Here is a 14,113-nt window from a genome sequence, read left to right on the forward strand (position 1 = left end):
GACATGAACACACCGACCCTCATGATCCAGGGCACCACCTCGGATGCCGGCAAGAGCGTGCTCACCGCCGGCCTGTGCCGCTGGCTGCGCCGGCGCGGCATCCGGGTCGCCCCCTTCAAGCCCCAGAACATGGCACTCAACAGTGCGGTCACCGTCGATGGCGGCGAGATCGGCCGTGCCCAGGCGGTACAGGCCCAGGCCGCCGGCGTGGAGCCGCACAGCGACATGAGCCCGGTGCTGATCAAGCCCGGCAGCGACACCACCGCGCAGATCATTCTCCAGGGGCAGGTCTACGGCAATATGGACGCGGTCGATTATCACGCCTGCAAGGCCAGCGCGCGGGCGGCCGTACTGGAATCCTATGCCCGCCTGGCGCAGCAGTATGACGCCGTGCTGGTGGAAGGCGCCGGCAGTCCGGCCGAGATCAATCTGCGCGACAACGACATCGCCAACATGGGCTTCGCCGAGGCGGTGGACTGTCCGGTGGCGCTGATCGCCGACATCGACCGCGGCGGCGTGTTCGCCCACATCCACGGCACCCTGGCGCTGCTGTCCGACAGCGAGCGTGCCCGCACCCGCGGCTTCGTCATCAACCGTTTCCGCGGCGACATGGCGCTGCTGCAGGGCGGACTGGACTGGCTGACCCGCAGCAGCGGCAAACCCGTGCTCGGTGTGCTGCCCTGGCTGCATGGCCTGCATCTGGAGGCCGAGGACGCCATCCGGGCGGAACAACAGACCGGCTCAGACCACGACCGCCTCGACGTGGTCATCCCCATCCTGCCGCACATCAGTAACCACACCGATTTCGACAGCCTGCGGCTGCATCCGCAGGTCAATGTCATCTGGGTGCAGATCGACGCCACCCCGCCGCCGGCGGACCTGGTGATCCTGCCCGGCAGCAAGCAGGTGCGCGCCGATCTGGCGCGGCTGCAGGCGCGTGGCTGGCAGCAGTATCTGCAGCGGCATCTGCGCTATGGCGGCAAATTGATCGGCATCTGCGGCGGCTTCCAGATGCTGGGCCGGAGCATCGATGACACGGACGCAGTGGAAGGCACCCCGGGGAGCAGCGCCGGCTTCGGCCTGCTCGAGCTGCACACCCGGTTGCGGCCGGACAAACAGCTGCGGCGCTGCCGGGGTCGTCTGCTGCATGATGAAGCGCCGGTCACGGGCTATGAGATCCACATGGGCGAGAGCACCGGGCCTGCCCTGCAGCGCCCGGCCCTGCGGCTGAAGGATCGCGACGAAGGCTGCGTGTCGGACGACGGCCAGATCCTCGGCACCTATCTGCACGGTCTGTTCGACCATCCGGATGCCTGCCGCAGCCTGTTGCACTGGGGCGGACTGGATGATCCCGAGCCGCTGGATTATCCCACGCTGCGCGAGGCCGGGATCGAACGCATGGCCGATGCCATTGCGGCCCATATGGACGAGGCGCAGTTGCTGCAGCTCATCGGACTGGACGCCGGCTGATGTGACGGGCGGTCATTCCCCGTACACCGTGACCGTCACCGACCGGCGATGGGCCTGGGTGCGGTGTTCCCACAGGTAGACACCCTGCCAGGTGCCGAGCACGCAGTCACCGCCGGCCACCGGCAGAGTCAGATCGGCGCCGGTGAGGACGGTGCGGACATGGGCCGGCATGTCATCCGGCCCCTCGTCGTCATGCTGGAACAGGGGATCGCCGTCCGGCGCCAGCCGGGCCATGAAGCGTTCCAGGTCGGCCCGCACCGCCGGGTCGGCGTTCTCGCACAGCATCAGCGAGGCGCTGGTGTGCTGGACGAAGACATGGCACAGGCCGCTGCGGATGCCGCTGTCGCGCACCGCATCCCGGACCGCGCGGGTCAGGTCATGGGTCCCGCGGCCGCGGGTGGACAGGCTGAGGGTGTGCTGAAATACCATGGCTTCGGATCGTCGTCGTCGCTATGCACCAATTCGGTGCGCCCGTATCAACCCCCATTATATCAATGTATACAGGCCTGCCGGCCCGTATTCATGTATAATCCGCGCTCCCTTATTCAGAGTACCCGCACCGTGATCCAGAACCTGCGCAACATCGCCATCATCGCTCACGTCGACCATGGCAAGACCACCCTTGTCGATCAACTGCTTAGCCAGTCCGGGACCTTCGGTGACCGGGGTGTGGCCCCGGAGCGGGTGATGGATTCGAACGACCTGGAGAAGGAACGCGGGATCACCATCCTGTCCAAGAACACCGCCATCCAGTGGCACGACTACCGCATCAACATCGTCGACACCCCCGGCCATGCCGACTTCGGCGGCGAGGTGGAGCGGGTGCTGTCGATGGTCGATTCGGTGCTGCTGCTGGTCGACGCGGTCGAGGGTCCGATGCCGCAGACCCGTTTCGTCACCCAGAAGGCGCTGGAGCGGGGCCTCAAACCCATTGTCGTCATCAACAAGATCGACCGCCCCGGTGCGCGCCCCGACTGGGTACTGGATCAGACCTTCGACCTGTTCGACCGCCTGGGCGCGACCGATGAACAGCTCGACTTCCCGGTGGTCTACGCCTCCGGCCTGAACGGCTATGCCAGCCTGGACCAGGGCGCGCGCGAGGGCGACATGACCCCGCTGTTCGAGACCATCGTGGAGAAGGTCGCCTGCCCCGAGGTCGATGCCGACGGCCCGTTCCAGATGCAGGTCAGTTCGCTGGACTACAACAGCTACGTGGGCGTGATCGGCATCGGCCGCATCAGCCGCGGCAAAGTCAGGACCAACACCAGTGTCGCGGTCCTCGACCGCGACGGGCGCAGGCGCAGCGGTCGCATCCTGCAGATCTTCGGCTTCCTGGGCCTGGAGCGCGTCGAGGTCAATGAGGCCTCCGCCGGCGACATCATCGCCTTCACCGGCATCGAGAACCTGAACATCTCCGACACCCTGTGCGACCCGGCCCATCCCGAGGTGCTGCCGCCGCTGACCGTGGACCAGCCGACGGTGAGCATGACCTTCCAGGTCAACAACTCGCCCTTCGCCGGCAAGGACGGCAAGTACGTCACCTCACGCCAGATCCGCGAACGGCTGGACAAGGAGCTGGTGCACAACGTCGCCCTGCGGGTGGAGGATACCGAGGACCCGGACAAGTTCCGCGTCTCCGGCCGCGGCGAACTGCACCTGTCCATCCTGATCGAGAACATGCGCCGCGAGGGCTACGAACTGGGGGTGTCGCGCCCCGAGGTCATCGTGCGCGAGATCGACGGCGTCAGGCAGGAGCCCTATGAACAACTCACAATCGACGTCGAGGAGCAACACCAGGGCGGAGTGATGGAGAAGCTCGGCACCCGCGGCGGCGAGTTGAAGGACATGATGCCCGACGGCAAGGGCCGGGTGCGGCTGGACTACATCATCCCCTCGCGCGGCCTGATCGGTTTCCGCACCGAGTTCCTGACCACGACCCAGGGCACCGGCCTGCTGTACTCGGTGTTCGATCACTACGGACCCTACAAGCCCGGCAACTTCGGCCAGCGCATCAACGGCGTGCTGATCGCCAACGGCGCCGGCAAGGCCCTGGGCTATGCCCTGTTCAACCTGCAGGAGCGCGGGCGGCTGTTCATCGGCCCGGGGCAGGAGGTCTACGAGGGCATGGTCATCGGCATCCACTCGCGCGACAACGACCTGGTGGTCAATCCGCTCAAGGCCAAGCAGCTGACCAATGTCCGCGCCGCCGGCACGGACGAGAACATACTGCTCACCCCGCCGGTGAAGCTGTCGCTGGAACAGGCACTGGAGTTCATCGACGACGACGAACTGGTGGAGGTCACGCCGAAGGCGATCCGCCTGCGCAAGAAGCTGCTGCTGGAACACGAGCGCAAGAAGGCCGCACGCTCGGCATAGCTCAGGATTCAGGGGCCGAGGGGTAGGATGGGTGAAGGCGCAACGCGCCGCAACCCATCGCGGCCCGCCGGGCCTGATGGGTTACGCGACGCTTCACCCATCCTACGCCTGACGCAACGGTGCATCCTCATCCCTGGGACTCATACACCGCCATGATGGCCCGCAGCTCGGCCAGCAGCAGGCGGCGCCCGGCAGTGTCCAGATGGGCATAGGCCGGATGCTCGGTGCCCGACTCCAGGGCCAGGATGTATTCCTGCACCACCGTGCAGCCCTCCGCACACAGGCGATCGATCAGCGCATTGACCTCGGGATTGTCCGTGAGCGCCATCGCCTCACTCCCACCCTGCCAGCCACAGCCGCAGCCGCAGACCGATACCGGTGGTATAGCCGACGCTGGTGAAACGGATATCGCCCTGCGGGCCGATGACAAAGGAGGCCGGCACTCCCTGCACCCCGTAGCGGGCAGCAATGGCCCCGTCGCGGTCGTTGATCACGGTAAATCCCAGCCCCTGTTCCGCCATGTACTGTTTCAACTCCCCGTCACTGCCCGAATCCAGTGCCACCGTCAGGACCGGGTGGTCATGGGCAATGGCATCGATGCTGCCCTCCTCCAGCCGGCACACCGGGCACCAGCTGGCCCAGAAGTGCACCAGCATCGGCTGGCCCGCATGATCGGCCAGGGCAACCGGCCGGCCCTGGATATCGCGGGCCTGGAATGCCGGGGCTTGGCCGCTGGCGGTATCCCAGGTCCGGTACAGGTGCACCGCGCCCAGTACCAGCAGCACCAGCGCCACCTGCCAGGCCGCCCGTCCCAGGCGTATGAGATGCCTATGCCGGGTCATGAGGTCTGGGGAATCGCCGACTGTGGCGCATTGCAGCCGCCAACTCCATCACATTTTCGTCCGCAGAGGGTCAATAAACGTCAAAGCTGTGACGCAGATTCAGGCAGGGTTCAGCCTGCCATGACTAGAGTGAGCCTCAAGTGAACAGGAATCACCCAATGACCGCAAGCCGCAGCACAATCCGTCTTCGCAGCCTCGGCGCCCTCGCTGCGCTGGTACTGCTCGTCGGGTGTGCCGGCAGTGGTACCGACCAGCTTGCGCGGCAGGCTCAGGAAACCGCACTTGGTCAGGGCCATAATCAGGTCATTGCCTGGCTGCCGCGTGACGCGGCCCAGAGCCCCACCGTGGCCCGTGCCCGGACACTGGTGGCCCTGGGCGAGGCCAAGCGCAGGACCGAGGCCGCCCTGTGCAGCGGCGAGTGGGTATTCAGCGGCGAGGTGGACGAGGCCGGCATGCCCGCCATGGCCACCGCGCCGGATTCGCTTGGCCGTTATGCCGCCTGGCATTACCGCATCGCCTGGAATCCCGGCCTGCCCGACTGCGGCAATGTCCGCCCGCAGGAATACTATCAGACCCTGAGCGCTCACCTGCCGGAATGGATGTTGGTGCAGAGTGGCACCCCGGTGGCGGTGTATCATCAGGGTGAGGCGATCTTCCGGCAGGGTGACGCCCCGATGATGGTGGCGTTGCAGGACTGAACCGTGCCCCGCCCCGGACTGTGGCGCCAGCATCGCCGTGCCCGCGGCCGGAGCCCCCGTGAGGGCTTAGCGTGCACACCCCGCACATGCGCCCTCACGGGGGCTCCGGCCACAGGCACTGGTTCGGCGGGTTGAAGCTGCCTGAACTCGAAGAACCCTCATGATCCCGTACAACAACCCGCTTCCCGCCGCACGCAAGTCAGCGTCGGGCGGGCGAGGCTTCCGGGCGCATGTGCGCAATCTGCACGCTAAGCCCGGAAGCCTCGCCCGCCCGGCGCTGATCCGCCCGGCAGACATACCGATCAACGCGCAGGCTGCCTCTGCACCACCAGATCACGCAGGGTCATGCCATCCAGATGCGCGGCCTGCGCACCCTGCAGTTCCTCCATCAGGCCGTCCACCGCCTGCAACGCGGGCACCTGCCCCGGGCGCACGAAATGGCTCTCTCCCGCCTCCCGCACCCGGTTGAGCAGTTCATCCAGGCGGATGGTCTCGATATCCCGCGCGGGTACGTAGCCAACGATCTCACTCGCGGTCGCGACCAGGAAGCCCCGCTCGAGCAGCACCTCGAGCAGCTGGTTGAGCGGTTCGGCCGGCAGATTGAGGTGATCGCACAGCTGTGTCAGCGTCCAGGGCGGGCGATTGTGGAAGTGATTCTCACCGGCCAGGTACATCACCGTCAGCGCCAGCCGCTCCTTGAGCCGGTTGCTCAGCAGCAACCGCACCCGGTGCCGGGTCAGGTACTGGGGATTCTGGATATAGAACGCCAATTGCGCGCCCAGCAACAGCACCAGCCAGTTGATGTAGAGCCAGATCAGCAGCATCACCAGAATGGCAAAGCTGGAGTAAATGGCGGCGTACTTGGTCGATGAGGCGATGAAGGAGGCAAAGACCCAGCCGGTGGTCTGCCACAGAAAGCCCGCCAGCAGGGCGGCGATCGCCGCCGCGCCGAAGCGCACCCGCACATTGGGGATGAATATATATATGAAGGTGAAGGCGACCCAGATCAGCACATAGGGCACCAGCTTGGTGGCCAGGACGATCAGGGTACCGAAGGGCTCGATCGCCATCAGCTGCTGCATCAGCCCGGTGTTCATGACCGAGGCGGTCATGCCCAAAGCACTGATGATCAGCAACGGGCCGATCAGTATTACGCTGAGGTAATTGCTGAACCGCTGGGCGAACGGCCGCAGCTGCTCAACCCGCCATACAAAATTGAACGAGCCCTCAATTTTTTTCAGCAAAGACAATACGGTATAAACCAGGAGCAGGAGGCCGATGCCGCCCAGCACACCGCCCTTGACGTTATCGACGAAGGTCATGATCTGGGCGGCAACCTCGCTGCCCTTGGGCCCGAGCGGTTCCAGAAAGCCGTACAGCAGGGGCTCGATCTGCTTGTGGACACCGAAGCCCTTCAGCACGGAGAAACTGACCGCGAGCAGCGGCACCAGTGACAGCAGGGTGGTGTAGACCAGGCTCATCGCCCGCAGTGTCAGATCCCCGGAGAGGAAGTCGCGCACCATGACATAGAGCAGGCGCAGACTGCGTATCAGGATCCGTCGAAGCGGTGACAGCGAACGCAGATCATCCTCCCACACGAGTCCGTTAAGCCGGGTTATGACTTCGTTCAACTGATACATGACAGCCTCATTGGTTGATCGATACCGCGCTGACAATGCCTCGCCTCCAAGTCTAGCGCACATGCATGCGATAGGCTTCCCGCATGCCGCTGATGCAACAAGCACCCCAAAATCCCGGCAATTTTTGCCGACACAGAACGGCTCTCCCTGCACCCTCGCACAGGGCTGTAAACGGCCATACCCAAGCCTGTGCCACGACACACCTCAACCCCGGCAATAGCAAAGCTCATTCCTGCACCCTGTTGCACACGAATCGACAACAGATCGCTTTCAGACTGTATATATAGTGTTTTGCGCATATCAATCGCATCTTCGCACATCGGGACAGACACTCGCGCGGCTTTGGTTTCATCGCCGCAGCCGCAACTGCAGCGTCCATGCAGGCCAGTCAGAAGTTATCACACACTAGTGCAGTTCAATATCATTTTCCGGCGCTAATCTTTTATTTTTCGTTAAAGTTTTTATAATCAATAGCCGTTATGTTGCGCGAACCATTAAACAGGAGGGTTTCCTCATGGCAGTGAGAAAGAAAACCACGAAACGTAAGACGACAGCCAGGAAGAAGGCAGCCGTCAAGCGCAAGACAACGGCACGCAAGACAACAGCTCGCAAGACCACGGCACGCAAGACCACAGCTCGCAAGAAAGTCGCCAAGAAGAAGGCGAAGAAGAAGGTAGCCAAGAAGCGGCCGACCAAGAAGAAGGTCGCCAAGAAGAAGGCGAAGAAGAAAGTCGCCAAGAAACGGCCGACCAAGAAGAAGGTCGCCAAGAAGAAGGCGAAGAAGAAAGTCGCCAAGAAGCGACCGACCAAGAAGAAGGTCGCCAAGAAGAAGGCGAAGAAGAAAGTCGCCAAGAAACGGCCGACCAAGAAGAAGGTCGCCAAGCGCCGCACCACCAAGCGGCGGCGGTAACACCGGCGGCTTCAACGCTGAAAAAAGGCCCGCGCAAGCGGGCCTTTTCTATTACAAAAACAATAAGTTAATCTGACTCCTGCAGAAGGATGACCGGCGCCAGGAGCCGGCGCAGTTCAGTCCTCCCGATATAGCTCCGTTCATCATAGCCGTGCGCCCAGATCTCGCACTCCAGCGCCTGCAGCGGATGCTGACCGGCTTCCAGCTGGATGAGGGTGTGATAGTTGATCACCCCCCGCTCCCATACGCCGAAGTCAGTCGAACGTTGCACATTTGCAACAACCAGTTCGGTACCTGCCTCGATCGGTGGCAGGGTCTGTCCCGGCATACGCGCCACCAGCGAACAATGGTGCTCCCACACGGTGTAATCGCGCGCGCCGCCCGCTTCGCCATGCTGGATGTAGAGTCGACTGCCGTCGTCCGGCAGGTCCAGTCTCTGTTCGATCCGCAGCCGTTCGCCCGGCTCGAGCGGCAGCGGCACCGCCGTGTAGGAATCCATGTAGGCACAGCCTGCCAGCAGAAAGACGGCAAACATCAGTGTGAGTCGCGGCATCAGTTCCACTCCTTCAACAGGACATCATATCCCTTACGGTTGCGCTGCAGACGCCGCCGCACCCCGCGCCAGGGATCCTGCCAGGGCAGGTTGCGGCGCATCAGCGCCTGACACAGACGGCGCATGCCCGTCACATCCTGGAGATTGACGAACTCGGGCGCCGGTCCGCGCGGCCGCGGACAGTCTGCACCACCCTCATAGCCTTCATTATGATAGTTGCCCAGAGGCACCGTCAGGCCCACGGTGGGCAGACCGAAGGCCGTGGCCGCCGTCGCCTCGCAGGCCCCGCCGTCCATGATACGGCGTTGGTAACCGTCCCTGAGCGTGCGCGCCGCCAGTTCGTCCAGCAGCTGCATGGCATCGGCCTCGAATACCGTGCGTCTGTCACCGAGTCGCACGACCGGTCCCCGGCCGATGCGCGCTCCCGGCAGGGTGCGCGAGGCTTCCAGACTGACGCAGACCAGCGGCCGCCGGCGCGCCTCCAGCCAGCCCAGTTCGAAGTGCGCCACCGCGCCGACGAAGCCGACCTCTTCGGCCCGTGTGAGCAGGCCGAGAAAGGGCCGTTCACCGGCGCGTTGCAGGCGCACGGCCGTCTCGAGTATGCAGTGCACGCCCACCAGGTCGTCGGCGGCCTTGGTATAGACGCGTGCACCGCTGCGCCACACCGGCTTGCGGAAGGCGAAGCCGCCGAACAGCCTCCGGGCGGGCACGTTGCGACTGAGCTTACCTTCCAGACGCACCCGGGCGCGGGTGATACAGTAGCCCTTCTCATGCAGTTCCACGGCCTGCAGCCGCCCCGTCCCCACATAGCCCTGCGCGTCGGCGAGCCACATCCGGGCATTGCGCAGGTGCCTCACCGGCGACCCGCCATGCCAGACGATCTCCAGGCTGCCGTCATCGTGCCAGCGACGGCCGTGAAAGCCGGGGTGGTCCATGTGGGCGATGTACAGCCGCACCGGCTCGTCCGCGCGCTGTCGCAGCAGACGGCGATAGGCGATGGGTGAATCCACCCCGATGACCAGATTGCCATGCGGATCGGTGAAATGCGCCACGCCGGCCTGTTGCAGGCGTTCAACGGCATGGGCATGAACGGCCTGTTCCCGAAACGGCGCCGTCGGAATGCTTAACAGATCGAACAGACGTTGGCGTTCCTGCTGCTGCATGTGACTCCCCGTTGACTGATGAAAGGCGTGCCGGCACCGCTTCCGGTATCATTGCCCGACCGGAGCCAGCACCCGCACCTGTTCCTGACCGCCTCATGCCCCGCATCAGCATCCTTCTGCCCGTACGCAACGGCGCCGCCACCCTGCCCGAGGCACTGGACTCGATCGCCGGTCAGAGTTGCACCGATTACGAGGTGATCGCGGTCAATGACGCCTCGGATGATGCCACAGTCGACATTCTGCAACAGTACCGGGCGCAGGATACGCGTCTGCGCCTGCTCGAAAATCCCGAACCCGGGCTGGTCAACGCCCTGAACCTGGGTCTGGAACAGGCGCGCGGCGAACTGATTGCGCGCATGGACGCCGACGACCGCATGCACCCGCAGCGGCTGCAGTGTCAGCGTGACTGGCTGCAGGCCCATCCCGGCCATGACGTGGTGGGCTGCCGCGTGGATCTGTTTCCCGCCGAGGCGGTGCGCAACGGCATGCGCCATTATGTCGACTGGCTCAACCGCTGCCTGACTCCGACCCAGATCCACCAGGACATCTACCTGGAATCGCCCCTGGCCCACCCCTCGGTGATGTTCCGCCGCCGTGCCGTGCTGGCACACGGCGGCTACCGCAACGGCGACTTCCCGGAGGACTATGAGCTCTGGCTGCGTCTGCATCAACAGGGCGTGCGCTTCGGCAAGGTGGACCTGTCACTGCTGGACTGGCGCGAGCGGCCGGACCGGGTCTCGCGCTGCGACCCGCGCTGCTCGCGCGCGGCCTTCGACCGGATCCGCGCCCGTTACCTGAGCCGCGACCCGCTGCTGCACCAGGGCCGGCCGCTGGCCATCTGGGGTGCCGGGCGCAAGACCCGGCGCCGGGTCCGGCCGCTGCTGGAACTGGGCCACCGTCCGGATGCCTGGATCGACATCGATCCGCGCAAGCTGGGCCAGTGCCTGGATGGCGTACCCGTCGTGGCGCCGCCGTGGCTGCTGGCGCAGCCGGTCAGGCCGGTCGTCCTGATCTATATCGCCAGTCACGGCGCCCGCGAGGAGATCGCCGCCTGGTTGCAGGGGCACGATCTGCGGCCGGGGCGGGATTATTATCAGGTAGGGTAGCGCCCGGAATGGCTAAAGCCTTTCCGGCTTGCGGCCGATTCTCCCATGAAACCGCGGTTTTAACGTCACAGGGAAGACCTATGTCCGAGGAAAACACAGCGGCCGGAACCCAGGTACTGGTCGTGGATGACTCGCGTGTCATCCGCGTCGCCGCCAGGAAGATTCTCAAACAGGAGTTCGAGGTGCTCGAGGCCGGCGACGGCGAGGCCGCCTGGGATGCGCTGCAGCAGAACCCGGGTATCGCCCTGGTCATCTCCGACCTGTCCATGCCCTATCTCAACGGCATGGGCCTGCTCAAGCGCATCCGCGAGGCCGAGGACAAGCGCCTGGCCAACCTGCCGGTGATCATCGTCACCGGCGCCGAGGACGACGAGGACGCCAAGTCCTCCGCCTTCGCCGCCGGCGCCAGCGATTTCCTGAGCAAGCCCTTCGACTCGGTGCAGCTGCTGGCCCATACCCGGTCCCACATCAAACTGGCCACGACCGAGACCCGATTGGAGCAGACCGCCACGGCCATCGAGACCGAACCCACCGTGGACCTGCTCACCGGCCTGCTCAACCAGCGCAGCTTCACCGATCGCGGCCACCAGGAACTGGCCTACGCCATCCGCCACCGCAGCGAACTGGGGCTGGTATTCATCGACGTGGACGCCTTCGACGAGGCCTTCATCAAATACGGCAAACCGGCCGGGGAGGCCATCCTCAAGATCTTCACCCGGATCATCCAGGACAGCATCCGCGCCGAGGACACCGCCGGCCGCGTCGGCCTGGCCCGCTTCGGCCTGGTGCTGCCTTCGGCCAACGCGGTGGGGGCGCGCAAGCTGGCCGTGCGCATCTGCACCCAGATCGCCTCGCGTACCTTCAAGATCGGCAACGACACCCTCAGACTCACCGCCAGCGCCGGGGTGATCACGCCGCTTATCCGGCGTGACACCCGCTTCGAGGAACTGCTGGAACAGGCCCAGCGCCTGCTGGGCCGCGCCCAGCACAGCGGCGGCAACCGGGTGCTGTTCGACCAGGGCACCGCCGCGGCGGACGAACGCGAAGCCGTGGTCGCAGAAGCCGGGGACGATACCGCCGGGGACGAGGCCGCTGCGCAATCGGAAACCCCGCCGGCGAGCACCGCCGAACACCCGCCGGCAATGGCGGCACCCGAGCCGGAACCGCAACCCGAACCCGCAACCGAACCGGAACCGGCCCCGACCCTGGAGCAGGCGCTGCAACGGCTCCGGCACAGCGGCGAAGCCGCCGTCGCCCCCCACCTGCCGGGACTGATCCGGGAACTCCTGCCACTGCTGGAGGCCTGGCAGCGCCGCCAGGACGGCAGTCTCGACGAGGCACTCGAGCGAATCCGCGCCAGCCTCGACACCTCGGACCCCTGACCCCCGAGCCCCGATCCCTGGCAGCGTGAGTCCGCCCGCCGGCTGGGGTACAATAGCGCGCTTTGTGGACAACCCGCACGAGCGCCCCGATGAGTACAAGCGAGACCCCCCGCCAGGACAGCTTCAGCTACGAGGATCTGATCCGCTGCGGCCATGGCGAACTGTTCGGTCCCGGCAACGCCCAGCTGCCGCTGCCGCCCATGCTGATGTTCGACCGCATCACCCGCATCAGCGACACCGGCGGCGCCCATGATCGGGGCGAGATCCGGGCCGAGCTCGATATCCGGCCGGACCTGTGGTTCTTCGGCTGCCATTTCGAGGGCGACCCGGTCATGCCCGGCTGCCTGGGCCTGGATGCCATGTGGCAGCTCATCGGCTTCTTCCTCGGCTGGAGCGGCGGTCCGGGCCGCGGGCGCGCCCTGGGCAGCGGCGAGGTCAAGTTCAGCGGCCAGGTCACGCCGAAGAATTCCCTGGTCAGATACCAGATCGACATCAAGCGTATCATCAAGCGGCGCTTGTTCATGGGCATCGCCGATGCCACCATGTACGTCGACGACCGCGCGATCTATCAGGCCAACGATCTGCGGGTCGGTTTGTTCACATCAACGGAAGGGTTTTGAAGGTTATGCGCAGGGTCGTCGTCACCGGAATCGGCATCGTTTCCTCCATCGGCAACAATGCACAGGAGGTCCGTGAGAGCCTGCGCACAGGCCGCTCGGGCATCGAGTTCTCGGAAGAATACAAGGCGCTCGGCTTTCGCAGCCAGGTGCATGCCCCGATGCACATCGACACCGAGACCCTGATCGACCGCAAGCTGCGCCGCTTCATGGGCGACAGCGCCGCCTTCAATTATATCGCCATGCAGGAAGCCATCACGGACTCGGGGCTCGGCGAAGACCTGGTCTCCGATCCGCGCACCGGCCTCATCGTGGGTTCCGGCGGCGCCTCCACCGAAAACGTGGTGCTGGCCGCCGACACCCTGCGCGAGAAGGGTGTGAAGCGCATCGGCCCCTACGGCGTGACCCGCACCATGTCCAGCACCAACTCCGCCTGCCTGGGCACGGCCTACAGGATCAAGGGCGTGGGCTATTCCATCAGTTCGGCCTGCTCGACCAGCGCCCACTGCATCGGTCACGGCGCCGAGCTGATCCAGATGGGCAAGCAGGACATCGTCTTCGCCGGCGGCGGCGAGGAGGTGCACTGGTCGATGACCATGCTGTTCGACGCCATGGGGGCGCTGTCCTCCAAGTACAACGACCGTCCCGAACAGGCCTCACGTCCCTACGACGCGGCCCGTGACGGATTCGTCATCTCCGGCGGCGGCGGCCTGGTGGTGCTGGAGGAACTCGAACACGCCCGCGCTCGCGGGGCGAAGATCTATGCCGAACTGATCGGCTACGGTGCAACCTCCGACGGCTACGACATGGTCGCCCCCTCCGGCGAGGGCGCAGCGCGCTGCATGCGTCAGGCCCTGGAGGACGTGGACGGCCCGATCGACTACATCAACGCCCACGGCACCAGTACACCGGTGGGCGACACCAAGGAGCTGGAAGCCGTGCGCGAGGTCTTCGGCGACCGGGTGCCGAAGATCAGTTCCACCAAGTCGCTGACCGGTCACGCCCTGGGCGCGGCCGGCGTGCACGAGGCCATCTACAGTCTGCTGATGCAGCAGGACGGCTTCATCTCCGCCACCGCCAATATCGAGCAGCTGGACGAGAAGGCCGAGGGTCTGCCCATCGTGCGCCAGCTCGAAGAAGGTGCGGAACTGAACACGGTCATGTCCAACAGCTTCGGCTTCGGCGGCGCCAACGCCACCCTGGTGTTCCGCAAGTGGGCTGATTAAGCCCCGCCGGCCGGGTCAAGGCATCCCCGCAATGACGGGGCCAAGCGGCTTCGGACACTGGCTTGAAATCAACAAGTTGACGCACCCTTCCCATTCAGCCTGCATTCAGTTCCCCCGCCCTACACTGATC

The 14,113-nt window shown here is 65.1% G+C and carries 14 protein-coding genes; 8 read left to right on the forward strand and 6 right to left on the reverse strand.

Annotated features, from left to right (window positions below; genetic code table 11):
• Positions 1-3: 3 nt before the first annotated feature.
• Entirely contained in the window at positions 4-1,470 is a 1,467-nt protein-coding gene (locus tag CFK21_RS13570; protein WP_096367155.1) for a cobyric acid synthase, read from the forward strand.
• A gap of 12 nt (positions 1,471-1,482) precedes the next feature.
• Here the strand turns inward: CFK21_RS13570 and CFK21_RS13575 are convergent, their stop codons facing one another.
• Positions 1,483-1,899, reverse strand: coding sequence for a secondary thiamine-phosphate synthase enzyme YjbQ (locus CFK21_RS13575; RefSeq protein ID WP_096367156.1), 417 nt, complete (start codon positions 1,897-1,899; stop codon positions 1,483-1,485).
• A 132-nt stretch (positions 1,900-2,031) separates the two neighbouring features.
• Between CFK21_RS13575 and typA the strand changes: the two genes are divergently transcribed.
• Entirely contained in the window at positions 2,032-3,846 is a 1,815-nt protein-coding gene (typA, locus tag CFK21_RS13580) for a translational GTPase TypA (RefSeq protein WP_096367629.1), read from the forward strand.
• Between the two features lie 127 nt (positions 3,847-3,973).
• Here the strand turns inward: typA and CFK21_RS13585 are convergent, their stop codons facing one another.
• Both CFK21_RS13585 and CFK21_RS13590 read right to left on the reverse strand, forming a co-directional pair.
• Positions 3,974-4,174: a hypothetical protein gene (locus CFK21_RS13585; RefSeq protein ID WP_096367157.1), complete on the reverse strand. Its 201-nt coding sequence runs from the start codon at positions 4,172-4,174 to the stop codon at positions 3,974-3,976.
• 4 nt (positions 4,175-4,178) lie between these two features.
• Positions 4,179-4,688 carry a protein disulfide oxidoreductase gene (locus CFK21_RS13590; protein WP_096367158.1) on the reverse strand — a complete coding sequence of 170 codons (510 nt, stop codon included), beginning with the start codon at positions 4,686-4,688 and terminating at the stop codon, positions 4,179-4,181.
• A 158-nt stretch (positions 4,689-4,846) separates the two neighbouring features.
• Here CFK21_RS13590 and CFK21_RS13595 point away from each other — a divergent pair, with 158 nt between their 5' ends.
• Complete coding sequence (locus tag CFK21_RS13595) at positions 4,847-5,386, forward strand: hypothetical protein (RefSeq protein WP_096367159.1); 540 nt, start codon at positions 4,847-4,849, stop codon at positions 5,384-5,386.
• 302 nt (positions 5,387-5,688) lie between these two features.
• On the opposite strand, the gene CFK21_RS13600 is transcribed toward CFK21_RS13595, so the two are convergent.
• Positions 5,689-7,026, reverse strand: a complete 1,338-nt coding sequence (locus CFK21_RS13600) for a YihY/virulence factor BrkB family protein (protein ID WP_096367160.1) — start codon at positions 7,024-7,026, stop codon at positions 5,689-5,691.
• A 514-nt stretch (positions 7,027-7,540) separates the two neighbouring features.
• Between CFK21_RS13600 and CFK21_RS13605 the strand changes: the two genes are divergently transcribed.
• Complete coding sequence (locus CFK21_RS13605) at positions 7,541-7,936, forward strand: hypothetical protein (protein WP_178110275.1); 396 nt, start codon at positions 7,541-7,543, stop codon at positions 7,934-7,936.
• A 67-nt stretch (positions 7,937-8,003) separates the two neighbouring features.
• On the opposite strand, the gene CFK21_RS13610 is transcribed toward CFK21_RS13605, so the two are convergent.
• Together CFK21_RS13610 and CFK21_RS13615 are read right to left on the reverse strand one after the other, a co-directional pair.
• Positions 8,004-8,489, reverse strand: a complete 486-nt coding sequence (locus tag CFK21_RS13610; protein ID WP_096367161.1) for a hypothetical protein — start codon at positions 8,487-8,489, stop codon at positions 8,004-8,006.
• Entirely contained in the window at positions 8,489-9,652 is a 1,164-nt protein-coding gene (locus tag CFK21_RS13615; RefSeq protein ID WP_096367162.1) for a hypothetical protein, read from the reverse strand. The genes CFK21_RS13610 and CFK21_RS13615 overlap by 1 nt, the downstream gene beginning before the upstream one ends.
• A gap of 95 nt (positions 9,653-9,747) precedes the next feature.
• On the opposite strand from CFK21_RS13615, the gene CFK21_RS13620 reads away from it, so the two are divergent.
• From CFK21_RS13620 to fabB, 4 genes are all read left to right on the forward strand, one after another.
• Positions 9,748-10,758 (forward strand): glycosyltransferase family 2 protein, encoded by a 1,011-nt coding sequence (locus tag CFK21_RS13620; protein WP_096367163.1) that lies wholly within the window; start codon positions 9,748-9,750, stop codon positions 10,756-10,758.
• Positions 10,759-10,838: 80 nt separating this feature from the next.
• Complete coding sequence (locus CFK21_RS13625; protein ID WP_172844307.1) at positions 10,839-12,140, forward strand: GGDEF domain-containing response regulator; 1,302 nt, start codon at positions 10,839-10,841, stop codon at positions 12,138-12,140.
• A gap of 89 nt (positions 12,141-12,229) precedes the next feature.
• Positions 12,230-12,760, forward strand: a complete 531-nt coding sequence (fabA, locus tag CFK21_RS13630; protein ID WP_096367165.1) for a 3-hydroxyacyl-[acyl-carrier-protein] dehydratase FabA — start codon at positions 12,230-12,232, stop codon at positions 12,758-12,760.
• Positions 12,761-12,765: 5 nt separating this feature from the next.
• Positions 12,766-13,983, forward strand: coding sequence for a beta-ketoacyl-ACP synthase I (gene fabB / locus CFK21_RS13635; RefSeq protein ID WP_096367166.1), 1,218 nt, complete (start codon positions 12,766-12,768; stop codon positions 13,981-13,983).
• Positions 13,984-14,113 lie beyond the last annotated feature (130 nt).

Origin of the sequence: Thiohalobacter thiocyanaticus (assembly GCF_002356355.1) — a bacterium.
GTDB lineage: Bacteria > Pseudomonadota > Gammaproteobacteria > Thiohalobacterales > Thiohalobacteraceae > Thiohalobacter > Thiohalobacter thiocyanaticus_A.